Annotated in this window: 18 protein-coding genes and 1 pseudogene; 5 read left to right on the forward strand and 14 right to left on the reverse strand. The window is 73.1% G+C overall.

Translation table 11 applies throughout. From position 1 onward, the window contains the following. Positions 1-1,324 precede the first annotated feature (1,324 nt). The 7 genes and pseudogenes from DEJ50_RS35635 to DEJ50_RS28035 form a co-directional block, all read right to left on the reverse strand. Positions 1,325-1,873 (reverse strand): annotated as a pseudogene (locus DEJ50_RS35635) (ATP-binding protein); the annotation flags it as partial. 22 nt (positions 1,874-1,895) lie between these two features. Beyond that, positions 1,896-3,110, reverse strand: coding sequence for a sensor histidine kinase (locus DEJ50_RS28010; RefSeq protein WP_150210862.1), 1,215 nt, complete (start codon positions 3,108-3,110; stop codon positions 1,896-1,898). Continuing rightward, positions 3,107-4,909, reverse strand: coding sequence for a cation acetate symporter (locus DEJ50_RS28015; RefSeq protein ID WP_150210863.1), 1,803 nt, complete (start codon positions 4,907-4,909; stop codon positions 3,107-3,109). Before DEJ50_RS28015 ends, DEJ50_RS28010 begins: the two co-directional genes overlap by 4 nt. 264 nt (positions 4,910-5,173) lie before the next feature. Beyond that, positions 5,174-5,449: a hypothetical protein gene (locus DEJ50_RS28020; protein WP_150210864.1), complete on the reverse strand. Its 276-nt coding sequence runs from the start codon at positions 5,447-5,449 to the stop codon at positions 5,174-5,176. A gap of 194 nt (positions 5,450-5,643) precedes the next feature. Next, a complete protein-coding gene (locus DEJ50_RS28025; RefSeq protein ID WP_150210865.1) occupies positions 5,644-6,501 on the reverse strand; it encodes a LytR/AlgR family response regulator transcription factor in 858 nt (285 codons plus the stop codon). A gap of 132 nt (positions 6,502-6,633) precedes the next feature. Continuing rightward, positions 6,634-7,590 carry an SCO0930 family lipoprotein gene (locus DEJ50_RS28030; RefSeq protein ID WP_150212400.1) on the reverse strand — a complete coding sequence of 319 codons (957 nt, stop codon included), beginning with the start codon at positions 7,588-7,590 and terminating at the stop codon, positions 6,634-6,636. Between the two features lie 112 nt (positions 7,591-7,702). Next, on the reverse strand, positions 7,703-8,725 hold the full coding sequence (locus DEJ50_RS28035; protein ID WP_150210866.1) for a GDSL-type esterase/lipase family protein: 1,023 nt from the start codon (positions 8,723-8,725) through the stop codon (positions 7,703-7,705). 431 nt (positions 8,726-9,156) lie between these two features. Between DEJ50_RS28035 and DEJ50_RS28040 the strand changes: the two genes are divergently transcribed. From DEJ50_RS28040 to DEJ50_RS28055, 4 genes are all read left to right on the forward strand, one after another. Beyond that, positions 9,157-10,623: an amino acid transporter gene (locus tag DEJ50_RS28040; protein WP_150210867.1), complete on the forward strand. Its 1,467-nt coding sequence runs from the start codon at positions 9,157-9,159 to the stop codon at positions 10,621-10,623. A gap of 10 nt (positions 10,624-10,633) precedes the next feature. Continuing rightward, on the forward strand, positions 10,634-11,089 hold the full coding sequence (locus tag DEJ50_RS28045) for an Lrp/AsnC family transcriptional regulator (RefSeq protein WP_150210868.1): 456 nt from the start codon (positions 10,634-10,636) through the stop codon (positions 11,087-11,089). A gap of 175 nt (positions 11,090-11,264) precedes the next feature. Then, entirely contained in the window at positions 11,265-12,071 is an 807-nt protein-coding gene (locus tag DEJ50_RS28050) for a carbon-nitrogen hydrolase family protein (protein ID WP_150210869.1), read from the forward strand. A 65-nt stretch (positions 12,072-12,136) separates the two neighbouring features. Beyond that, complete coding sequence (locus tag DEJ50_RS28055; RefSeq protein ID WP_150210870.1) at positions 12,137-13,834, forward strand: flavin monoamine oxidase family protein; 1,698 nt, start codon at positions 12,137-12,139, stop codon at positions 13,832-13,834. Positions 13,835-13,929: 95 nt separating this feature from the next. On the opposite strand, the gene DEJ50_RS28060 is transcribed toward DEJ50_RS28055, so the two are convergent. From DEJ50_RS28060 to DEJ50_RS28075, 4 genes are all read right to left on the reverse strand, one after another. Then, positions 13,930-14,133, reverse strand: coding sequence for a cold-shock protein (locus DEJ50_RS28060; RefSeq protein WP_150212401.1), 204 nt, complete (start codon positions 14,131-14,133; stop codon positions 13,930-13,932). Positions 14,134-14,243: 110 nt separating this feature from the next. Beyond that, on the reverse strand, positions 14,244-14,897 hold the full coding sequence (locus tag DEJ50_RS28065) for a DUF5995 family protein (protein WP_150210871.1): 654 nt from the start codon (positions 14,895-14,897) through the stop codon (positions 14,244-14,246). 86 nt (positions 14,898-14,983) lie between these two features. Next, the gene (locus tag DEJ50_RS28070) at positions 14,984-16,363 is read right to left on the reverse strand and encodes a uracil-xanthine permease family protein (protein WP_150212402.1); all 1,380 of its coding nucleotides are present in this window, start codon (positions 16,361-16,363) and stop codon (positions 14,984-14,986) included. A gap of 63 nt (positions 16,364-16,426) precedes the next feature. Continuing rightward, a complete protein-coding gene (locus tag DEJ50_RS28075; RefSeq protein WP_150210872.1) occupies positions 16,427-17,647 on the reverse strand; it encodes an MFS transporter in 1,221 nt (406 codons plus the stop codon). A gap of 74 nt (positions 17,648-17,721) precedes the next feature. Here DEJ50_RS28075 and DEJ50_RS28080 point away from each other — a divergent pair, with 74 nt between their 5' ends. Continuing rightward, a complete protein-coding gene (locus DEJ50_RS28080; RefSeq protein ID WP_150210873.1) occupies positions 17,722-18,921 on the forward strand; it encodes an ROK family transcriptional regulator in 1,200 nt (399 codons plus the stop codon). Between the two features lie 21 nt (positions 18,922-18,942). On the opposite strand, the gene DEJ50_RS28085 is transcribed toward DEJ50_RS28080, so the two are convergent. The 3 genes from DEJ50_RS28085 to DEJ50_RS28095 form a co-directional block, all read right to left on the reverse strand. After that, on the reverse strand, positions 18,943-19,689 hold the full coding sequence (locus DEJ50_RS28085; RefSeq protein ID WP_150210874.1) for an SDR family oxidoreductase: 747 nt from the start codon (positions 19,687-19,689) through the stop codon (positions 18,943-18,945). A 71-nt stretch (positions 19,690-19,760) separates the two neighbouring features. Next, the gene (sigJ, locus tag DEJ50_RS28090) at positions 19,761-20,666 is read right to left on the reverse strand and encodes an RNA polymerase sigma factor SigJ (protein ID WP_223837933.1); all 906 of its coding nucleotides are present in this window, start codon (positions 20,664-20,666) and stop codon (positions 19,761-19,763) included. Between the two features lie 71 nt (positions 20,667-20,737). After that, positions 20,738-23,113: a chitinase C-terminal domain-containing protein gene (locus tag DEJ50_RS28095; RefSeq protein WP_150210876.1), complete on the reverse strand. Its 2,376-nt coding sequence runs from the start codon at positions 23,111-23,113 to the stop codon at positions 20,738-20,740. Positions 23,114-23,255 lie beyond the last annotated feature (142 nt).

Raw genomic sequence — 23,255 nt, forward strand, 5'->3', positions numbered from 1 at the left:
CCAGCAGCAGCAACCGCCGGTCGTCGGCCTCCGGACTGCGCCGGGCCCAGCCGATGCCCTGGGCGATGTGGTGCAGTGACTCCACCTCCCGGCCCAGCCGGAACAGCACGAAGGACAGCGCGTGATGCGCCTCCGCACCACACAGCGCATCACCGAGCGCGGCTGCACCGGCCACCACCCGCACGGCCTGCGGGTACGCCTCCCCGGCACGGCCCAGTTCGGTCAGCGCCAGCACCCGGCCGGCCTCCAGCCGGGACCGCGGAACCGGGCCGGGGAACTCCCGCTCCAGCGCCCGCTCCGCCACCCGCAGGGCCTGCGCCGCGTCCCCCTGCGCCAACAGGGCCGACACCAGCCGGAACTCCAGCGCCGCCCGCCGGTCCGGGTCCTCGGCCCGCTCGCACAGCGCGGCCAGCAGACCCACCGACTCCGGGCGCCGCAGCACCAGGGCCGCCTCCGCCAGATGCTCCTCCAGAGCCGCCCGCTGCGCACCCGGCGCAGCCCCGCCCGCCTCGGTGTCCTGGGCGAGGGCCCGCTCGATCAGCTCGGCCGCCAGCCCCGGCGCGCCGGGGATCAGCCGCCCCGCCGTCCCGGCCAGCCAGCCGAGGCCCCACGCGTCCAGCGGACCGGCCGCCACCAGCTGCTCGGCCGTCCGGGCCGGCGGCGCCCCGGCCCCGTCCAGGGCCCGGGCCCCGTCCTGGTGCAGCGCGGACCGCAGCGGGCCGGGCAGATCCGCGTACAGGGCCTGCCGTACGACCGGATGCCGGAACTCCAGCCGGCCGCCCGCCTCGCGCAGCAGCCCGGCGGCGAGCGGCTCCTCCAGCAGCCCGAGCAGGTCCCGGGCCGGCCGGTCCACCAGGCAGGACAGCTCCCGTACGGTGAACTCCCCGCCCAGCAGCGCCGCATGGCGCAACAGCCCGTAGGCGGCGGGGGACAGGAAGTCCAGACCCTGCCGGGCCAGCCCGGCGGGCGGACCGGGCAGCTCGCCGTCCGGTACGACCGGCTCGACGACCCCCGCCCCGTCACCAGCCCCAGCCCTGTCACCTGGCCCGTCGCCGGCCTCGGCGGACAGCAACCCGAGGCCGGCCCAGTGGCCGATCAACTGCCGCAGGTGGGAGGGGTTCCCGCCAGCCCGGCGGGCCAGCTCGCGCAGCCGCGGTCCGGGAGCCGCCCCGAGCAGCGCCCCGATCGCGGCGGCCGTCTCCTCGGCGTCCAGCGGGTGCAGCGGCACCCGCCGGGCCCCGGACCGGTCCAGCGCGGTGCACAGCCGCTCCACCTCCGGGCGCCACAGTCCGCTGCGCAGCCCGGTTGCGAGCAGCAGCGGCAGCCCGGAGGCCAGCCGGCCGAGCCGCTGCCACAGCAGCAGACTGGCCGGATCGGCGTCTTGCAGATCGTCCAGGACCAGTACCAGCGGACCGGTGGCGCACCCTTCCCCGACCGCCGCGACCAGCGTGTCGAGGGCGGCGGCCAGCCCCGCCTCGGGGCGGTCGGCGGCCAGCAGCAGCCCGCCCACCACGGCCCGCAGCTCCCGGGCCCCCGCCCCGGCGCCGTCGGGGCACAGGCAGTCCAGCGCGGCCCGCAACGGCAGCCGCACCGCGTCCGGACCGGCGGCCCCGGTCCGCACCCGGCACCCGGCCCGGCCCGCCCGGTCCGCCAGCGCACGCAGCAGCGTGCTCCGGCCCGCACCGGGCTCCCCTTCGACCAGCAGAGCGCCCCCGGCACCCTCCTCGGCCACCGCACGCACCGCCTCCCGGACCACGGCCGGCAGTTCCCCCTGCCCGATCCGCACGTCGGCCCCCCTCCCGCAGCCTGCCCATGGTGCCGATCCGGCTTGCTCGGAGAACACGGGCCGCCGGCCCCACGGGTTCAGTGCCACGCGTGCCTTCGCCGGACCCTGCCTAGGAGTGCACGCCCGCCCGGTACTTGGGGATCCGCACGGTGATCTTCATGCCGGCTCCGACCCCCGTCTCGATGACCAGGCCGTGGCCGTCCCCGTACACTTGCCGCAGCCGCTCGTCGACATTGGGCAGTCCGACCCCCGACGAGGACCCGCTCTGCTCCCCGGCCAGGATCCGCCGCAGCAGCTGCGGGTCCATCCCCACCCCGTTGTCCTCGATCGTCAGCAGCGCCTCCGAGCCCGCGTCCCGGGCCACGATGGCGATCCGGCAGGTGCCGGTGGAGTCCTCCACCCCGTGCTTGACCGCGTTCTCCACCAGTGGTTGCAGGCACAGGAAGGGCAGCGTCACCGGCAGCACCTCCGGGGCCACCTGGAGGGTCACCTTCAGCCGGTCCCCGAACCGGGCCCCGGCCAGGGCCAGATACTGCTCGATGGACCGCAGCTCCTCGGCGAGCGTGGTGAACTCCCCGTGCCGGCGGAACGAGTAGCGGGTGAAGTCCGCGAATTCCAGCAGCAGTTCCCGGGCCCGCTCCGGATCGGTCCGGACGAACGAGGCAATGGCGGCCAGGGAGTTGAAGATGAAGTGCGGGGATATCTGCGCCCGCAGCGCCTTGATCTCCGCCTCCATCAGCCGGGTCCGCGACCGGTCCAGCTCCGACAGCTCCAGCTGCACCGAGACCCAGCGGGCCACCTCCGTCGCGGCCCGCACCAGCACCGCCGACTCCCGCGAGCCGTAGGCCACCAGCGCGCCGAGCATGCCGTCCTCCCCGGTCAGCGGCGCGATCACGGCCCACTTCAGCGGGCAGTCGGGCCGCTGGCACTCGGTCCGTACGCTCGCACTGCGCCCCGAGGCCAGCATCTGGCCCACCCGCTGCATGGCCCGCCGCTGGTGGTGGTCGGCCCCCGGCCCGTCCCAGGCCAGCACCGATTCCCGGTCGGTCAGGCACAGCGCCTCCGTGCCCAGCAGCGACCGCAGCCGCCGGGCCGCCTTGCGGGCCGCGTCCTCGGTCAGCCCGGCCCGCAGCGGGGGAGCGGCCAGCGAGGCCGTGTGCAGGGTGTGGAACGTCGCCCGCTCCACCGGCGTGCCCAGGTCCAGGCCGCCGCCGGCCCGGCCGGCCCGCCGGGTCTGCCACCGGCCCAGCCAGAACCCCAGCGCCAGGGCGATACACGCCAGGGCACCGGCCACCGCCGGCCCGGCGACCGCCCCGCCCGTCACCGCGCACCCCCCGACCCGGCCGCCGAACCCGTTGCCGGACCGGCCACCGGACCGCCCGCCGCCGGGCCGGCCACCGGAGCCGCCGCAGGATGTCCGGCCACGTCCTCCGGCAGATGCAGCCGGGCCACCGTGGCCGCCGCGTTCCGCGGGATCCGCCCGCGGGTCGCCAGCGACACCACGACCATCGTCAGGAAGCCCAGCGGCACCGACCAGACGGCCGGCCAGGCCAGCAGCGTGTGCACCCAGCCCGCCGGAGCCAGCCCGGCCCGGGTCGTCAGCACCGCGCTCAACGCCGCCCCGCCACCGGTGAGCAGACCGGCCACCGCCCCCGGCGGGGTCAGCCCGCGCCACCAGATGCCCAGCACCAGCAGTGGACAGAACGAGGACGCGGACACCGCGAACGCCAGCCCGACCGCATCCGCCACTGGCACCGCCCGTGCCGCGAAGCTCCCGGCCAGCGGCACCGCCATGGCCACCGGCACCGCCAGCCGGAACATCCCCACCCCGCGCGAGGGCAGCACGTCCTGGTGCAGCACCCCGGCCACCGCCATCGTCAGCCCCGAGGCGGTCGACAGGAACGCGGCGAACGCCCCGCCCGCCAGCAGCGCCCCCAGCAGATCGCCCGGCAGCCCGCCGAGCATCCGCTCCGGCAGCACCAGCACCGCCGCGTCGGCGGCCCCGGTCAGCGCCAGCTCCGGGGCGTAGATCCGGCCCAGCGCCCCGTACACCGGGGGCAGCAGGTAGAACGCACCGACCAGCCCCAGCACCACCAGGGTGGTCCGCCGCGCCGCCCGCCCGTTGGGGCTGGTGTAGAAGCGGACCGCGACATGCGGCAGCCCCATGGTGCCGAGGAAGGTCGCGAGGATCAGCCCGTACGTGGCGTACAGCCGGTACCCGTCCTGCTCCCCGGACAGCGGCTGCGACCACCCGGAGACCTTCTCGTCCGCGCCCGACCGGGTGTCCGGAACAGGGGAGTCCGGCAGGAACACCAGCTCCGTCTGCGCCCGTACCTCGTGCTCTCCGGTCCCCAGCGTCACCGGCTGCGCCCGGTACGCCCGCCCGTCGATCTGCCCGCTGACGGTCAGCGTCAGCGGCGCCGCCAGGGACATCCGGACGTCCTCGGCGAGGGTGACGGCGGTGCGCTCGCGGAACACCGCCTCCGCGTCGAACCGGGCCCGCGGCGCGCCGTCCCCGGCCCAGGCGGCGATCAGGAAGAAGGCGGGCACCAGCAGCGCGGTCAGCTTCAGCCAGTACTGGAAGGCCTGGACGAAGGTGATGCTGCGCATCCCGCCGGCCGCCACCGCCGCCGACACCACGAACGCGACCACCACCCCGCCCACCCAGTCCGGTGCGCCCGTCAGGATCTGCAGGGTCAGCCCGGCGCCCTGCAACTGGGGCAGCAGGTACAGCCAGCCCACCCCGAGCACGAACAGCACGGCGATCCGTCGGACTGCGAGCGACTCCAGGCGCGCCTCGGCGAAATCGGGCAGCGTGTACGCCCCCGAGCGCCGCAGCGGCGCCGCCACCAGCACCAGCAGCACCAGATACCCGGCGGTGTACCCCACCGGGTACCAGAGGAGCTCCGGCCCCTGGAGCATCACCAGCCCGGCGATGCCGAGGAAGGAGGCGGCGGACAGGTACTCCCCGCTGATCGCCGCCGCGTTCAGCCGGGGCCCCACCGTGCGCGAGGCGACGTAGAAGTCGGAGGTGGTCCGCGAGATGCGCAGCCCGAGCGCCCCCACCAGCACGGTGGCCAGGACGACGACGGTGACCGCGGTCAGCGCGTACGTCTGGTTCACCGGACGGAACCCTTCAGCAGGGGGAGCAGGGGGGAGGGTGACCGGAGTCTATGCACGCCTCCGGCCCCCGCAACAGGCACGATCCGGCGAAACCGCACCCCCGACCACCCGGATCCGGCCGCGGCCCGCCACCGTCGTCCACCGGCCCCGGGGGACAGGGGCGTCCGGCGGATCGCGGCAGGCCCGGCCCTCCCCGAGACTCCGTCCGGGGGGACCCCCCCAGCACTACGGCCCGCCACGGCCGTTCCGCGTCCCGCCGGAGGGCTAGCGCACCCGGTCCCCGTGCCCCACCGAGTCGCGCAGGGCGATCTCCAGTTCCACATAGGACTGTTCGGCCCGCCGGAAGGCCAGCATCAGCGCGGCCTCCGCGTGCGGGGGGAGGTGTGGCCGGGAGGCCTGTCCGGCCTCGTACAGCACATCGGCCCAGCGGGCCGCCACGCTGCGCAGCCGGGCCAGGAGGGCCGCGGCCTCCGCCGGTCCTGCGGGCCCGGTCCGGGGAAGACCGGCCAACTCGTCCACCAGCGCCTGGATGTCGGACATCTCGCTCCTCCCGCCCGGAAGATCCACGATACGGGCGGGCCGGGGCCCGGACGCCCGCCCGGCCGGCCGCTGCGGCCGGTGGCGGCGGCGGAGCGCCGTACGCGGCGCCGGGCGCGACGAACGGCAGCCGGCCCGCGCCGAGCGGTCAGGCCGGGCGGGCGGGCGTCCGTCCGGCCGTGGTCCGGCCGGGCCGGTCAGCCGGTGGCCTGCCGCATCAGCAGCTCCCGCAGCTCCCTCGCATGGCGCCGGCTGACCTGCAGTTCCGCCGATCCGACCCGGACACTGGTGGTGCCCGCGTCCAGCCGCAGTTCGTCGATCCGCCCCAGTGCCACCAGGTGCCTGCGGTGGATCCGGACGAACCCCCGGGCCGCCCACCGCTCCTCCAGCGTGGACAGCGGAATGCGCACCAGGTGGCTGCCCTCGTCGGTGTACAGCCGGGCGTAGTCGCCCTGGGCCTCGACGTACGCGATGTCCGCGATGGCCACGAACCGGGTCACCCCGCCCAGTTCGACCGCGATCTGGTCCGGGGTGCGGTCCGCGATCGTGACCTCCGGACCCGGCCGGCGCGGTACGGGCGCGGGATGCAGGGCCCGGTGCCCCCACTCGGCCCGGTCCGCCCGGTCCGCTCGGTCCGCGGTGCTCTCCACCGCCTCCTGCGTCCGGCCGAGCTGCGCACAGACCCGGCGCACCGCCTCGGCCAGCCGTTCCGGCCGCACCGGTTTCAGGACGTAGTCCACCGCCTTCAGGTCGAAGGCCTGGACGGCGAACCCCTCGTGGGCGGTGACGAACACGATCAGCGGCGGCCGGGCGAACCCGGCCAGCAGCCGGGCGATGTCCAGCCCGGTCAGGCCCGCCATGTGGATGTCCAGGAAGACGACGTCGATGCCGTCGGCCCCCTCGGGCCCGCCCTCCAGCGCCCGGGTGATCCGGCGCAGGGCCCCGGTGGCGTCGGAGGCGCCCTCCGCACTGTGCACCCGTGGATCGGAGCGCAGCAGGTAGAGGAGTTCCTCCAGAAGCGGCTTCTCGTCGTCTACGGCCAGTACGCGCAGCATGGCCCGGAGTGTAGAGGCTGTCCGGGAGATGCGCGCGGCCCCCGGCGGGGGAGGCCGGGGGCCGCGCGGTCCGGCGGACGGGTCCGGACCGGGGATCGGGCGCACGCGGCCCGGAGGGGCGTGCGCCCGCGGTTACTTGAGGGTGATGAGCTTGCCCTCCGGGGACACCGCGTACCAGGTGCCGCCGACGCCCTGTCCGTTGGTGTCGCCGGGCTTCTTGTCGCCGGCGAAGGTGTAGACCGGCCAGCAGTCGACGGTCTGCTGCTTCGTGCCGTCCGGGCGGTCCAGGACCAGGTAGTTCCGCGAGGTGATGCCCTTGGTGTCGGCCTTGTCCACCGGGGCGACCACCGGCCACTTGGTCAGGCAGTCGCCGACGCACTTGGAGACCATCGGCCAGGCGGTGTCCGGCTTGAACCGGTAGACCGTCATGCCGTTCCTGTCCACGATGTGCTCGCCGAGCTTGGGGTCCTTGCGCACCGAGAGCCCCGGCTGCTGCCCGGTCGCGGCCTCGCCGCCGGCCTCCCCACCGGACCCGGCCGCCGCCTTCGCGGCCTTCTTGCCGTCGGCCGCGAGGGCGAACCAGGTGCCGCCGACGCCCTGCCCCTTGGTGTCGCCGGGCGCGGTGTCCTTGGCGAACCGGTAGGCCGGCCAGCCGCCCACCGTCAGCTGCTTGGTGCCGTCGGTACGGACCACCTCGCCCAGCAGCGCGGGGTCCTGGCCGGCTGCCGCGGTCGCGTCGCCCGCCGGGACCGGGGGCCAGGCCTTGGCGCAGTCCCCGTCACAGGTGGCCTTCGAGGGCTTCGCGGTGTCGGGGTCGAACCGGTAGAGCGTGAACCCGGCGCCGTCGGTCAGCACCGGGCCGAGCGCCTCGTTCTGGGCGATCTTGAGCTCGCCGGCCGGCTTGGCCTGCGCGCCCGCGTCGGCCGCGTAGCCCGCGTCGCCCGCGGGGGCCTGGGAGGAGGCCGCGGTCCCGGCTCCGGCCACCTTGACCGCGTCACCGGCCTTGTCCTCCGTACCGCCGCACGCCGTCGCCGTGAGGGCGACGACGATCGCGACGGCCGCGAGGGAAGTTCCGCGCATCTTGCCCATGTTGATCTCCCAGATGTGATCCGTGTCGCCGCCGCGGTGGGCGGGCAACTGTGTGGGAGACACGCCGCGCCGGCCCGGATCTGTTCAATGCGGCCGGTGTGGGGAGCTTCACTCACCTCCCGGTGAACCCGGCCCGGCGCAGGGCCGTGACCACAGTCAGACCGAGAAGCGCATGCCCGGCGTCGTTCGGGTGCAGTCCGTCCGCGAGGTGCTCGGGCCCCAGCACGTCCCGGCCGGGCAGCAGGGCGAGCCGTTCGTCGCCGCCCGCGATCCGGTCGCCCACCGCCCGCTCCATGGCGTCCCGCAGGGCCCCGAGGGTGGCGCCCAGCCGGTTCGGGGTGCGTTCGGCATCGGGCCGCAGCACGGGGGAGAGCAGGAGCAGCGGGGTCCGGGGGTGGCCCTGGCGGACCAGCTCCAGGAAGGCGCGGGTGGTTTCGTACATCAGCGGCACCGAATACGGCACCCGTGACCAGCAGTTGGTGCCGAAGGCCAGGGTGAGGGCGTCGGCCGGCAGTGCCGCGAGCTGTTCGGCGGTGGCGAGTTCGCCGCGGGCGGCGCCCGCATAGCCGAGGTTGACCGTGTCCCAGCCCAGGGCCCGCCCGGCCACCGCCGGCCAGCCGTGGGCGGGCCGGGTCGACCACCAGCCCTCGGTGATCGAATCGCCGTGCACCACCCAGCGCGGGGCGGCGGGCGGCGGGAGGAGCGGGCCGCCGATCCCGCGCAGCGCGAGCAGGGTCGGGGACTGGGCCTCCGGCGGGTGCACGGTGTACGGGCCGCGCCCCGGCGGGAGCCCGACGCGGACCACGGCCTCGGGGGCGGGCTCGGTGAACTGCTCGGCGAGCAGTCCCTCCCGGTTCCACAGCGCGAACCCGTGGGCGAGGTCCCGCAGCGCATCGGTGGGTCCGGGCACGGCCGCCCGGTAGTGGATCTCCACCGCCCGGGCGGGCCGGGCCGGATCGGTGGCGAATTCCAGCCGGACCCCGATCGGCAGGGTCGCCCGCTCCCCGGTGTCCCAGGGCAGCCGCATGGTGTCGGCCGGGTCGGCGCGGACTGGCCGCTGCCGGTCCAGCCAGGCCACCCCGCGCAGGAACGGTCCCGGGTCCAGCCACCGCTCGGTACCGCCGTCAGCGCTCACGCTTCGCCTCCGATCGTCGGACGGGGAACGCCGGGCAGGCTCGGGAAACCCCGGCGAACGTCACACCCGTACCCCGCGCGGGCCCCGTTCCACCCCGGCGGAGCGCCCCGCGGGACGGCACGCTGTGATAGATCTGACGAAGTGTCAATGGTGGTAGCCGAGAGTGACCGCGCAGCGATCGATCGTCCGCGCGCAACAAACGGCCATCACGGACAGATCCGTGCAACGATCGTGCGCGAACGTGCAAGGATGGTGCATTACGGGCGGGAACCCCCAGCCCCTAGGCTCACTCGCTGTACGTGGAGTGGCGTGACCGCCTCCCCGGCGGTCCCCTGCTTCAGGCCTGACAGTCATGTCGGGGTCCTGCTCCTGCTCGGATCGCTGCGGTCGACGCCTTACCCCCCGATCCGCAGTGTCAGAAGGAGTCCTTCGTGCTGGACCACGGCCAGGCGCCGCCGCTCACCGCGCGGCCCGCCCACCCGCTGCTTCGCCGCAAGCCCGTAGAGCGTCTCGTCCAAGAGGCAGGCCAGGGCGAGGGCGGTGCCCTGCGCCGTTCGCTCACCATGTGGCAGCTGACGATGATCAGCATCGGTGCCACCCTGGGCACCGGCATCTTCGTCGTCCTCGGCGAGGCCGCCCCCAAGGCCGGCCCGGCCGTCACGATCTCCTTCATCATCGCGGGCCTGACCGCGCTCTTCTCGGCCCTCTCCTACGCGGAGCTGGCCGGCTCGGTGCCGGTCTCCGGCTCCTCGTACTCGTACTCGTACGCGACCATGGGCGAGCTCATCGCCTGGATCTGCGGCTGGTGCCTGGTCCTGGAGTACGCCGTCTCCGTCTCGGCCGTGGCCGTGGGCTGGGGCCAGTACCTCAACGAGCTCCTCGACGGGACCATCGGCGTCACCCTCCCCGAGAAGCTCTCCGCCGCCCCGCTGGGCGACGGCGGCTGGGTCAACCTGCCGTCGCTGGTCGTGGTCCTGCTCGCCATGGTCTTCCTGATGCGCGGCGCCAAGGAGAGCGCCCGGGTCAACACGATCATGGTCGTCGTCAAGATCGTCACGCTGCTGCTCTTCATCGGCATCGGCGTCATGGGCATCAAGGCCGGCAACTACGCCCCGCTCGCCCCGCTCGGCATCACCGGCATCAGCGCCGCCGCCTCCACCCTCTTCTTCTCCTACATCGGCTTCGACGCCGCCTCCACCGCCGGTGAGGAAGCCAAGAACCCGAAGAAGGACCTGCCGCGGGCGATCATGCTCTCCCTGGGCATCGTCACCGTCCTGTACGTCCTCGTCGCCTTCGTCGCCGTCGGCGCCATGCCGTGGGAGGACTTCGAGGGCACCGAGGCCGCGCTCGCCCAGATCATGACCGACGTCACGGGCGGTACCTTCTGGGGCGTCGTCCTGGCCGCCGGCGCCGTCGTCGCCATCGCCTCCGTCGTCTTCGCCGTCCTCTACGGCCAGACCCGCATCCTGTTCGCGATGTCCCGCGACGGCCTGGTCCCCAAGGCGTTCGCCAAGATCGACCCCAAGACCGGCACCCCCCGCGTCAACGTGCTCATCGTCTCGGTCTTCTGCGGCGCCCTCGCCGCCTTCATCCCGCTGGGCGAGCTGGCGAACGCCACCAGCATCGGCACGCTCTTCGCGTTCGCCCTGGTCAACGTGGCCGTGATCATCCTCCGCCGCACCAAGCCGGACATGCCGCGCACCTTCAAGGTGGCCCTCTTCCCGGTCACCCCGATCCTCGGCTTCATCGCCTGCGGCTACATGATGTACAGCCTGCCGGTGGCGACCTGGGTCGCCTTCGGTGTCTGGATGCTGGTCGGACTCGTGATCTACTTCTTCTACGGAATGCGTCGCTCCACCCTGGCGGTGGCCGCGGCCGAGGTACCGACAGAGAAGTGATTCACCCCCCGTGCGACTGAACGATCTCGACGAACGCATCGTGCACGCCCTCGCCGAGGACGCCCGCCGCTCCTATGCGGACATCGGCTCCGAGGTCGGCCTGTCCGCGCCCGCCGTGAAGCGGCGCGTGGACAGGCTCCGGGCCGAAGGCGCCATCACCGGCTTCACCGTCCGGGTGGACCCGGCGGCCATGGGCTGGGAGACCGAGGGCTTCATCGAGATCTACTGCCGCCACAACACCTCGCCGGACGACATCCGGCGGGGCCTGGAGCGGTACCCCGAGGTGGTGTCCGCGTCGACCGTGACCGGCGACGCGGACGCCCTCGTCCAGATCTTCGCCTCCGACATGCGCCACTTCGAGCGGGTCCTGGAGCGCATCGCGGGCGAGCCCTTCGTGGAGCGCACCAAGTCGGTCCTGGTACTCTCCCCGCTCCTCCGCCGCTTCACCTCGGGCGCCCCCACGTAACCCCGCGGCAGGGGTGGGGGCCCACACCGGCAGGGCGCAACGAATCGCCGCCAAGGGGACGGAACGCGCAACGAATCGCACGCCAGCGCGCAACAATGGCGCCTTGTTGCGCCGGGACGGCAAAACGTACCGTCTATAGGACCGCATTCACCCCATCTGCCACAGAGGTCCGCCCATGCCCCCGCTGCGCACCGCCCTCCTCCAGAGCTCCGGACGGCTCGGCGACGTCGCCGAGAACCTGAAGGTCCTCGACGAGGCCGCCGCGCGCGCCGCACAGGCGGGTGCCGGGCTCCTCGTGGCACCGGAGATGTTCCTCACCGGCTACGCCGTCGACCTCGCGGACATCCCCTCCCTCGCCGAGACCCGGGACGGCATGTCCGCCCGGACCATCGGCGAGATCGCCCGCCGCAACGGCCTCGCCGTCCTCTACGGCTACCCCGAGCGCGACGCCGACACCGGCACGGTCTACAACTCCGCCCAGCTCATCGGCCCCGACGGCACCCCGCTCGCGAACTACCGCAAGACCCACCTCTTCGGCAGCTTCGAGCAGGACGCCTTCACCCCCGGCGACACCCCCGTCGTCCAGGCCGACCTGAACGGCCTCCGCATCGGCATCATGATCTGCTACGACGTGGAGTTCCCCGAGAACGTCCGCGCCCACGCGCTCGCCGGCACCGACCTCCTCCTGGTGCCGACCGCCCAGATGCACCCCTTCCAGTTCGTCGCCGAGCAGCTCGTCCCCGTCCGGGCCTTCGAGAACCAGATGTACATCGCGTACGTCAACCGCACCGGCCCCGAGGGCGAATTCGAGTTCGTCGGCCTCAGCTGCCTGGCCAGCCCCGACGGCACCACCCGCACCCGCGCCGGCCGCGGCGAGGAAATGGTGTTCGGCGAGGCCGACCCCGAGCTGCTGCGGGCTTCGCGCGAGACCAACCCCTACCTCCGCGACCGCCGCCCCGGGCTCTACGCCTCCCTGATCTGACCCGCCCCACCGCCCCCGCCCCCAGCTCCACCCGCTGAGCCCTGTCCGCAAGGAGTCGTACCCCCATGACGTCCACGGTGCCCACCACCGCCGTCCCGCACAGCGACGGACAGCCGCCGATCACCATGTTCGGCCCGGACTTCCCGTACGCCTACGACGACTTCCTCGCCCACCCGGCGGGCCTCGGCCAGATACCCGCGACCGAGCACGGCACCGAGGTCGCCGTCATCGGCGGCGGGCTCTCCGGCATCATCTCGGCCTACGAGCTCATGAAGATGGGCCTCAAGCCCGTCGTCTACGAGGCCGACCAGATCGGCGGCCGGCTGCGCACCGTCGGCTTCGAGGGCGCCGAGACCGAGGGCCTGACGGCCGAGATGGGCGCCATGCGCTTCCCGCCGTCCTCCACCGCCCTCCAGCACTACATCGACCTGGTCGGCCTGGTCACCGAGCCCTTCCCGAACCCGCTCGCCGAGGCCACCCCCTCCACGGTCGTCGACCTCAAGGGCGAGACCCACTACGCCGAGACCATCGCCGACCTCCCGCAGATCTACCGCGATGTGGCCGCCGCGTGGAACGCCTGTCTGGACGAGGGCGCCGACTTCTCCGACATGAACACCGCCATGCGCGAGCGGGACGTGCCGCGCATCCGCGAGATCTGGGCCAAGCTCGTCGAGAAGCTCGACGACGAGACCTTCTACGGCTTCCTCTGCAAGTCGGAGGCCTTCAAGTCCTTCCGCAAGCGCGAGATCTTCGGCCAGGTCGGCTTCGGCACCGGCGGCTGGGACACCGACTTCCCCAACTCCATCCTGGAGATCCTCCGGGTCGTCTACACCGAGGCCGACGACCACCACCGCGGCATCGTCGGCGGCTCGCAGCAGCTGCCGCTGCGCCTGTGGGAGCGCGAGCCCGAGAAGATCGTCCACTGGGCCCAGGGCACCTCCCTGTCCTCCCTCCACGACGGCACCCCGCGCCCGGCGGTGACCCGACTGCACCGCACGGCCGGCAACCGGATCACCGTCACCGACTCCTCCGGCGACATCCGCACCTACCGCGCCGCGATCTTCACGGCCCAGTCCTGGATGCTGCTGTCGAAGATCGAGTGCGATGACACGCTCTTCCCGATCGACCACTGGACGGCGATCGAGCGCACCCACTACATGGAGTCCAGCAAGCTGTTCGTTCCCGTCGACCGGCCGTTCTGGCTGGACAAGGACGAGGAGACCGGCCGCGACGTCATGTCGATGACGCTGACCGACCGGATGACCCGCGGCACCTACCTGCTGGACAACGGCCCCGACAAGCCGGCCGTCATCTGCCTCTCCTACACCTGGTGCGACGACAGCCTGAAGTGGCTCCCGCTGTCCGCGAACGAGCGGATGGAGGTCATGCTGAAGTCCCTCGGCGAGATCTACCCCAAGGTCGACATCCGCCGCCACATCATCGGCAACCCGGTCACCGTCTCCTGGGAGGACGAGCCCTACTTCATGGGCGCGTTCAAGGCCAACCTCCCCGGCCACTACCGCTACCAGCGCCGCCTGTACACCCACTTCATGCAGGACCGGCTCCCCGAGGACAAGCGCGGCATCTTCCTGGCCGGCGACGACATCTCCTGGACGGCCGGCTGGGCCGAGGGCGCCGTGCAGACCGCGCTCAACGCGGTCTGGGGCGTCATGCACCACCTGGGCGGCGGCACCGATGCCACCAACCCGGGCCCGGGCGACGTCTACGACGAGATCGCCCCGGTCGAACTCCCCGAGGACTGATACCGCCCCGCCCCCGCGAACCACGGGCCGCCGCCGCGCACACTGCGCAGCGGCGGCCCGTTTTCACACCACCGGGATCACCCGGGATCACACGGTCAGAGGATGCGCACGTTCTGGGCCTGCGGGCCCTTGGGCCCCTGTCCGACCTCGAACTCGACCCGCTGGTTCTCCTCCAGGGAGCGGAACCCCTGGCCCTGGATCTCGGAATAGTGCACGAAGACGTCCGGGCCGCCGCCGTCGGTGGCGATGAATCCGAACCCCTTCTCCCCGTTGAACCACTTGACCGTGCCCTGTGTCACCTGTGCCACCGTTGTGCTCCCTGCGTTCTCGCTCATCCAACCGACAGCGGTGATGCACCGCTGAGGGAGGCTGCGCAGTGTGCGCAGCCGCCAAACGCACCGCCGGCCGCTCAGCCCGTGGGGGTGAGCAGGCAGCGGCTGACCAGGCCGACCCCCGCATCGAGGGATTCGGCGAACTCCTCCGCCAGATCGGGCAGCCCGCGCAGGTTCCACAGCAGGCGGGCGCCCGCCCAGGCGCCGTCGCGGGCCCGTTCCAGGCTCCAGGCGCCGACCAGATGGGTCAGCGGATCGGCGATCTGGAGCAGGTCCGGCCCTGGCATCAGATCCTCGCGGATGCGCTCCTCCAGCGCGACCAGGGTGTCACCCACTTGGTCGAAGTCGCCTTCCAGTGCGCCGGGGGCGCAGTCCAGTGCCCGGCAGGTGGCCACCACGGCGAGGGCCAGGTCGTGGCCGATGTGCGCGTTGATCCCGGCCAGCGCGTACTGGAGCGGGCGCACCCCCGGATGGCGGCGGTACTGGAACAGGGGCCGCCAGCACGCGGGCGTCCGGTGCCCGGCCGTGGCGGCCTCCACGGCCGTGAGGTAGCGATCGGCGAACCGTACGGTGAGGGCCTCCGCCCGCCGCGGGTGCGGGAAGGTTCCGCCCGCGATCCGGTGGTGCAGGGTCTCCGTCACCGTCAGGTACACCCGGTTGAAGACCGCGACCCCGTCGTGCGCGGGCAGCCGCTGGTCCAGGGCGCGCATCCGCGCCAGTACCGCATCCATGGGAGGCAGGTTCCCAGCCGGCGCCGGCAAGAGGGAGGACTTGGCCGTGCGCTTCGCCGGTTCGGGCGAATCGCACGGCACCGGGGTCACTCGGACGTGTTGTCGTACCCGGAGGTGCCCTCGTCCAGCAGCGGCTCCTGCGTCTTGAGGTGGGCCGGGGCGAAGTACCGCAGCGCGTGGTAGCCGGTGATGACCACGATGGTGCCGAGCGCGATGCCGCCCAGCTCGAAGGTGTCGGTGAACCGGAGCTTCACCCCGCCGACCCCGATGATGATGCCCGCCGCGGCCGGCACCAGGTTCAGCGGATTGCGCAGGTCCACCCGCCCGTTGATCCAGATCTGCGCGCCCAGCAGACCGATCATGCCGTACAGGATCACGGTGATGCCGCCCAGGACCCCGCCGGGGATCGCCGCGACAACCGCACCGAACTTGGGGCACAGGCCGAACAGCAGCGCGAAGGCGGCTGCCGCCCAGTACGCGGCGGTCGAGTAGACCCGGGTCGCCGCCATCACGCCGATGTTCTCCGAGTACGTGGTGTTCGGCGGCCCGCCCACCGCGGTGGACAGCATCGAGGCGGCGCCGTCCGCCGCGATCGCGGTGCCCAGCTTGTCGTCCAGCGGGTCCCCGGTCATCTCGCCGACCGCCTTCACATGGCCGGCGTTCTCCGCGATCAGGGCGATCACCACGGGCAGCGCGACCAGGATCGCCGACCACTCGAAGGCGGGCGCGTGGAAGGAGGGGAAGCCGATCCAGTCGGCCTTGGCCACCGCCGACAGGTCCAGCCGCCAGTGGTCCACGGCCGCCGTACCGCCGAGGGTCGAGTGGATCTTCCCGAAGACCCGGTCGAAGAGCCAGGAGATCCCGTACCCGAAGACCAGCCCGAGGAAGATCGCGATCCGCGACCAGAACCCGCGCAGGCACACCACCGCCAGCCCGGTGAACAGCATCGTCAGCAGGGCCGTCCACTGGTCCTGCGGCCAGTAGGTCGATGCCGTCACCGGCGCCAGGTTGAAGCCGATCAGCATCACCACCGCGCCCGTCACCACGGGCGGCATCGCCGCATGGATGATCCGCGCGCCGAACCGCTGTACCGCAAGGCCCGACAGGAACAGCGCCGCGCCGACAACGAACACCGCGCCGGTGACGGTGGCGCTGTCGCCGCCGCTCGCCCGGATCGCCGCCGCCACGCCCACGAAGGAGAGCGAACAGCCCAGGTAGGAGGGGATCCGGCCGCGGGTGGCCAGCAGGAAGATCACCGTGGCGATGCCGGACATCATGATGGCCAGGTTGGGATCCAGTCCCATCAGCACCGGCGCGACGAAACTCGCGCCGAACATCGCCACCACATGCTGGGCGCCGAGCCCGGCGGTACGCGGCCAGGACAGCCGCTCGTCCGGCCGGACCACCGCTCCCGGAGCGGGCGTCCGCCCGTCTCCGTGCAGGGTCCAGCGCACGCCGAGGCCCATGTTCACTCCGTTCACCCGTCGACCATGTGCAAGGATCATGGCCGCAGGGCGGCCCAGGACATGTTACGGCCGGATAGCGGCGGATTCGTCCCGATTGGCCGGAGCGGGCTTCCCGCCGGCCGGCTTCGGCCGGAGCACCCCGGCCCCCGCCACCAGCGCGAACGCCAGCAGGGTGACCAGCCCGAACGACACCACCAGCGAGGTCGCGTCGGCCACCGCCCCGATCGCCGAGGGCGCGATCAGCCCCGAGGTGTAGGTGATCGTCGCCACCCCCGCGATGGCCTGCGCCGGCGCCGGCCCGCTGCGCGCCGCGGCGGCGAAGGCCAGCGGCACCACCACCGCGACGCCCAGGCCGATCAGCCCGAACCCGGCCAGCGCCCCGGCCGGATCCCGGACCAGCACCACCAGTAGACCGCCGGCCGTGGCCAGCAGGCCCCCGGCCCGTATGGTGCGCACCGGGCCGAAGCGGTCCACCACCCGGTCGCCCGCGAGCCGGGTCACCGCCATGGTCAGCGCGAACGTGGTGGTGGAGGCGGCGGCCAGGCCCGCATCCGTGTGCAGGACGTCCCGCAGGTAGACGGCCGACCAGTCCAGGCTCGCGCCCTCCGCGAACACCGCGGCGAAACCGATGGCCCCGATCAGCAGGGCCGACTTCGGCGGCATCGCGAAATGCGGCGGCGCCTGCTCGTCCTGACCGCTCGGCAGATCGAGGACCCCGCGTACGGCGACCAGCCCGGCGGCGGTCAGCGCGAGCGCGGCGACCAGGTGGTGCAGCCGGGCATCGGCCCCCGCATGCGCGGCGACCGTGCCGGCCGCCGAGCCGAGCAGCGCCCCGGCGCTCCACATCCCGTGCAGTGAGGACATGATCGACCGGCCGAGCCGGTTCTCCGTCTCCACCCCCAGGGCGTTCATGGCCACATCGGACATCCCGGAGGTCGCGCCGTACACCAGGAGCGCCACGCAGAGCACGGGCAGGTTCGGCGCCAGGCCCGGCAGGACCAGGGAGAGCGTCCACAGGGCCAGCAGGACGCGCAGGGCGGCGCGGGCGCCGAACCGGTGGTTGATCCGGCCGGCCAGCGGCATCGCGAGCGCGGCCCCGACCGCGGGGAAGGCGAGGGCCAGCCCGAGGGCGCCGGAGCCGAGCCCGGCATGGTCCTGGATCCACGGGATCCGGGTCGCAAAGCTGCCGGTGACGGCTCCGTGGACGCAGAAGACGGCGGCGATGGCGATTCGGGCGCGGCGCAGCCGCGCCGGGGTGGGGTCGGACTCCCCGGGCATCCTCATGGCGCGTAAACTATCAGGAACCCTGCCTGATAGATAAGGCGTATGTCCTCTCCTCCGCTCCCTAGGATGAGCGCGTGACCGCTGCCCCCTCGCCCGCCTCTCCCAGCACGGCCCGGGCCATCAACGACCGGCTGGCCCTCAACCTCCTCCAGGAGGAAGGGCCGCTGACGGCGAGCCAGCTCAAGACGAGGACCGGGCTGTCCCGGCCGTCCGTCGCCGACCTCGTCGAACGGCTCGGCACGGCCGGCCTGATCGAGATCGTGGGGGAGTCCGGCGCACAGCGGCGCGGACCCAACGCCCGGCTGTACGGGATCGTCGCCCGCCGCCACTTCCTCGCCGCCGTGGACGTCCGTACGGACAGCGCCACGGCGGTGGTCACCGACCTGCTCGGGCACCCCCTCGCGGAGGCCGCGCTGCCGGTGGCCGCGCCCCGGGACGCGCTCGCCGTGCTCCGGCAGACCGCCCGCGCGGCCGGGGCGGACGCCCTGCACACCGTGATGGTCGGCGCCCCCGGCCTGGTCGCGCCCGCCACCGGAGAACTCCGCGACACCACCGGCCTGCCGTCCTGGCACCGGGAGCTGGTCGGCCTGCTCCGGCGCGAACTGCCCGCCCGGGTCCTGGTGGAGAACGAAACCAACCTGGCGGCCGTAGCCGAGCAGCGCCTCGGCGCAGCCCGCGACCTCGACTCCTTCGTCCTGCTGTGGCTGGGTGCGGGGGTGGGCGCGGCGGTGGTCCTGGACGGGCGGCTGCGCAGGGGCGCCTCCGGCGGCGCGGGCGAGATCGGCTTCCTGCCGGTGCCCGGGACGGGCGGGCTGCCCTCCGCCACGGAGTGCGCCGGCGGGTTCCACGCGCTGGCGGGCGCGGCGGCGGTGGCCGAACTGGCCGCCACCCACGGCGTTCCCGGCCCGGCCCTCACCGCACTGACGGCGGCCACCGCGACCACCGCCGCGCCTGCCGCCTCGGGCGCGCCTGCGGGTCCGGGCCGGGCCGGCGCCGAGGCCTTCCTGGAGGCGTATGCCGAGCGGCTCGCGCTCGGCGCCGCCGCCGTGGCCGCCGTACTCGACCCCGGCTGCGTCATCCTCGGCGGCGAGCTGGGCCGGGCCGGCGGTCCCGCCCTCGCCGACCGGGTGGCCCGCCGGCTGGCCGGCCTCACCCCGGTCCCCACCGCCGTTCGCGCCACCGCCCTCGGCGACCCGGCCGTCCTGGCCGGGGCCCGTCTCGCCGCCCGCGACGCCGCCCAGGAGGTGGTGTTCGGGTTCGCGGGGCCGGGCTGAGGCGCCGGGGCCGGGGGCCGGTCAGGCCGCGGCCCCGGTGCGGCGTGCCAGGAACTCCGTGAACGTGCCCCGCCCCACCGCATGCGCCGGGGTCAGGTGCCCGCCCCGGCGGAAGGCCGCGAAGGTCTTCCCGGGCAGCCGCACCCCCAGCACCGGCCGCCGCCGCCCGGCCGCCTTCAGGTACGCGCGGGCCGCCGCGGCCATGTCCAGCACCTCGGGCCCGCCCATGTCCGCCACCCGCCCGGCCGGAGCCGCCACCGCCAGCCCGGCCAGCCGGTCGGCGACCTCCTCGACCGCGATCGGCTGGTCCCGGACCCCGCCCGGCACCAGCAGCACCGGCAGCTTCGCCACGGCCTCGAAGTACCCCAGCACCAGATCGTGGAACTGGGTGGTGCGCAGCACCGTCCAGCCGAGCCCCGACTCCTCGATCATCCGCTCGACCCGGTGCTTGGCCCGGTAGTAGGGGAGCGGCACCTCGTCCACCCCCACGATCGAGATGTAGACCAGATGGCCGACCCCGGCCGCCCGGGCCGCCCGGATCAGGTGTCCGGCCGCCTTCTCGTCCCCTCCCTTCGGGGAGCTCGCGCAGTGCACGACCGCCTCCACACCCGCCAGGGCCGCCTCCAGACCGGCGCCCGTCAGCAGGTCCACCGGATACTCCCGGGAGCTCCGGCTCAGCACCCGGACCTCGTGGCCGCCGGCCCGCAGCCGCTCCACCAGCGGCCTGCCGAGGGTGCCGGTGCCACCGGTGACGAGAATGGTGCTCATGGGATGCCTGCCTTCCGGGTACGCGGTGTGCGCTGCGCGGCACGCGGGGTGCGCTGCGCGCGGTGCGGTCGTCAGCCGAGACCGGACAGGCCCCCGGAATGTGACAGCTGGCCGTGGAAGAACCTCAGCTTCTCCGGATTGATGATGTTCCGCACCGTGGTGACCAGCCCGTTCTCGAACTCGAACTGCACCACGGCCAGCCCCTCGAAGACGAGCGCGGGCGCGCCGTTGACCTCGAGGACGGAGACCGGGACGGCCGTTTCGGGCCGCTGCTGCACTCCGATCAGGAAGCGCGCCACCTTGTTCCGGCCCAGGACGGGCCGTCGCGCCGCGCTGACCCGGCCGCCGCTGTCCGACACGTAGACCGCCCCGGCCGCCAGCAGTTGTTCCAGCCCGGCCAGATCTCCGTCCCGCGCCGCCGCCAGGAAGCGCGCCACCAGGTCCTGCCACTGCCCGGGGTCGGGCTCGAAGCGCGGCCGGGAGGCCGCCGCCACCCGCTGGGAGGCCCGCCGGAACAGCTGCCGGCAGTTCGCCTCGGACAGCTCCAGCAGCCCGGCGATCTCACGGTGGCCGTAGCCGAAGGCCTCCCGCAGGACGTACACCGCCCGCTCCACCGGGGTGAGCTGCTCCAGCAGGACCAGCAGGGCGAGCGAGACCCCCTCGCGCTGTTCGGCGGATTCCAGCGGGCCCAGGGCGCCGTCCCCGGTGAACACCGGCTCCGGCAGCCAGGGGCCGGTGTACTGCTCGCGCCGGGCCCGTGCGGAGTCGAGCCGGTTGAGGCAGAGCCGGGTGACGGTCCTGGCCAGGAAGGCGCCGGGGTGTTCCACGTCCGCCCGGTCCGCGGCGCTCCAGCGCAGCCAGGCGTCCTGGACGGTGTCCTCCGCTTCGGCGGCCGAGCCGAGCATCCGGTAGGCGATGCCGAACATCCGGCCGCGGTGCTCCTCGAAGGCGGCTGTGGCAGCCGAGTCGTCGATCACCGTCCGAGCATGGCAGGAGCCCGGCAGCACCAGGCTGCCGGGCCCTCCCTCAGGTCACCCGATCACCGCGATCAGCAGGCTCCCTGGTCCTTCCAGACACCCCATTCACCGGTGGTGCCGGGCTCTTCGTTCTGTGTCCACCACTGGGCCTTCCAGTTCCGGCCCTTGTGCGAGACGAGGTTGCCGCTGTTGTAGACCGTGCCCGCGACGTATGCCGGGTTGGTGCAGGTGCCGCCCGGCGGGGTGGTCGGGGGCGTGGTCGGCGGGGTCGTCGGGGGCGTGGTGGGCGGCGTGGTCGGCGGGGTGGTCGGCGGCTGGGTGCCGCCGCCCGGCTGGACCACGGTGGTGCCGCGGGCCAGGTCGCCGGCCAGTGCGTAGGTGGTGCCGGAGATGTTCACCGTCCAGTTGGAGGGGGTGGACACCGGCAGGTAGTAGTTGAACGCCAGGTCGACCGTGGCGCCGGGGGCCAGCGACTGCCAGGCCGGGAGCTTCAGCGAGACCCGGTGGAAGTCGCCCTTCAGGCCGCCGACGTTGTTGCCGGTGTGGCCGCTGCTGATCACCTTGGTGCCGAAGCCGGACTGGTCGGAGGCGTTGTTCGGAGCCGAGGTCGAGTAGTCGAACTGGAACTCGGTGCCGCCGGGCAGTGCGGTGTTCGTGTTGTTGGTGATCTTGATCTTCGGGGTCAGCGGGTAGTTGGAGTCGCCCAGCTTGAACTCGGTGAACTCCGCCTTGACGTCCACGGCCTGGGTGGGCAGCGCGGTGGCGCCGGCCTTCTTCGCACCGTAGGGGGAGGCCGCCTTGAACTTCTGGTACATCACGTCGGTGAGCGTGTCACCCATCTCGTACTGGCCCTTGGCCGCGTTGTACGCGTAGTCGCCCGCGAGCTCCCACACCATGGTGCCGCCGATGCCGCGGTCGACCACGTAGTCCGCCTTGGCGGCCACCGACTGCTCGTCCTCGGTGGACAGGAAGACCTTCTTCTGCGCGTTCCACAGCCACGGCGCGACCAGCGTCGAGTCGTACTTGCGGGCGTAGGTGCCGGTCAGCGTGGTGTTCGCCGGGAAGCCGTACTTGGTGACGTAGTCGCCGACGACGCCCTTCTCCAGGTTCTTGGCGTGCCACATCGGGTTGGAGCCCGCCGGGGACTCGGCGCCGTTGGTGTCCTTGTCGTGCCACAGGTTGTCGATGCCGACCGCGCCGTCGCCGCACTTGGTCAGGCCTGCGCCGGCCGGGCAGCTGGTCGCCGGGGCCTTGCCCCACAGGCCGTCGGTGCCGCCCTGGACGTTCTTGAACCCGCGGGTGTAGTACGGCAGGCCGATGTTGATCCGGCCGGCCGGCATGGAGCCCCGGAAGTAGTGGTAGGCCCAGTCGGTGTTCAGGTAGCCGATGCCGCCGTACTGCTGGGAGCCGTACACGCCGGCCGCGGCCAGTTCGCCGTCCTTGCCGTCGTCGAAGAGCGAGGCGTTCGGGCCGACGTACTCGTTCCAGGCGCCGTGCAGGTCGTAGGACATGATGTTGACGTAGTCCAGGTACTGCTGCATCTGGAAGGTCTCCATACCGCGCAGCAGGTAGCCGGAGGACGGTGCGGCCACGGTCAGCAGGTAGTGCTTCCCGTCGGCGGCGCCCGCGGTGTCGAGCTTCTGGCGGAGGGTCTTCATCAGGGCCGCGTACCCCTGGACCAGCCCGGCCCGGCGGGCGTTGGCCAGCTGCCAGTCCAGCGGGTTGCCCGCGTCCTTCATCGTCGTCGGGTACTCGTAGTCGATGTCGACGCCGTTGAAGCCGTACTTCTTGATGAAGGCGACGGTGGAGTCCGCGAAGGTGTTGATGCCGGCCTGGTTGACCGAGCCGTCCGCGTTGGTGGCCATGGAGTAGAAGCCGCCGGAGTTCACCCGGTTGCCGTCGTCGCCGAAGTAGCCGCCGGTCTCGGCCCAGCCGCCCACCGAGACGAGGGTCTTGACGTTCGGGTACTGCTTCTTGAACTTGCTCAGCTGGTTGAAGTGGCCCTGGTAGGGGAACTGCGGGTCCATCTCGGCCCCGGCGACGCCCGGCCAGGTCATCCCGGTCGCGGGGTTGTTCGGCCCGTCCGTGCCCACCGAGATCTTGTTGTCGGAGCCGACGTGGGCGAAGGCGTAGTTCAGGTGGGTGACCTTGCCCCACGGAATGTTGTTCGCGAGGTAGGCGGGCTCGCCGTTCTTGCCGGTCCGCCAGCCGGTGAAGTAGCCGATGACCCGCCGCTGGTGGTCGGCGCCCATCTTCTCGCGGCCCTCGGTGTCGTAGACCGAGCAGTACGGGACGTCGACGCCCGGGGTCTTGTACAGCCCGTCCGGTCGACAGGACTCGTTGTCGGCGGCGTGTGAGACGCCGGCCGAAAGGCCGCCGACGAGCAGTCCGGCAATGGCGGCGCCGGACGCCAGCAGCATCGCTCTGGCGCGTGTGGGGGACAGCATCGTGCCTCCTGGGGAGGGGAGGGGGTGCAGGACACAAAGTGCGTACGGGTAAGGCGAATTGGCCCGTGACGTGCGCACATCTGACGGGCTGTCTCCCTGGGAATGTGAAGCAGACATTAAGAGGACTAGACCACCTCGTCAA

This window comes from Streptomyces venezuelae, from assembly GCF_008642295.1.
Taxonomy (GTDB): Bacteria; Actinomycetota; Actinomycetes; order Streptomycetales; family Streptomycetaceae; genus Streptomyces; species Streptomyces venezuelae_C.

Bases quoted from the DNA above. Each gene is read 5' to 3' on its own strand.
- DEJ50_RS28020 (WP_150210864.1), bottom strand. From the start codon at position 5,449: ATGTCCGACATCCAGGCGCTGGTGGACGAGTTGGCCGGTCTTCCCCGG.
- DEJ50_RS28025 (WP_150210865.1), bottom strand. From the start codon at position 6,501: ATGCTGCGCGTACTGGCCGTAGACGACGAGAAGCCGCTTCTGGAGGAA.
- DEJ50_RS28030 (WP_150212400.1), bottom strand. From the start codon at position 7,590: ATGGGCAAGATGCGCGGAACTTCCCTCGCGGCCGTCGCGATCGTCGTC.
- DEJ50_RS28050 (WP_150210869.1), top strand. From the start codon at position 11,265: ATGCCCCCGCTGCGCACCGCCCTCCTCCAGAGCTCCGGACGGCTCGGC.
- DEJ50_RS28055 (WP_150210870.1), top strand. From the start codon at position 12,137: ATGACGTCCACGGTGCCCACCACCGCCGTCCCGCACAGCGACGGACAG.
- DEJ50_RS28065 (WP_150210871.1), bottom strand. From the start codon at position 14,897: ATGGATGCGGTACTGGCGCGGATGCGCGCCCTGGACCAGCGGCTGCCC.
- DEJ50_RS28070 (WP_150212402.1), bottom strand. From the start codon at position 16,363: ATGGGCCTCGGCGTGCGCTGGACCCTGCACGGAGACGGGCGGACGCCC.
- DEJ50_RS28075 (WP_150210872.1), bottom strand. From the start codon at position 17,647: ATGAGGATGCCCGGGGAGTCCGACCCCACCCCGGCGCGGCTGCGCCGC.
- DEJ50_RS28085 (WP_150210874.1), bottom strand. From the start codon at position 19,689: ATGAGCACCATTCTCGTCACCGGTGGCACCGGCACCCTCGGCAGGCCG.
- DEJ50_RS28095 (WP_150210876.1), bottom strand. From the start codon at position 23,113: ATGCTGTCCCCCACACGCGCCAGAGCGATGCTGCTGGCGTCCGGCGCC.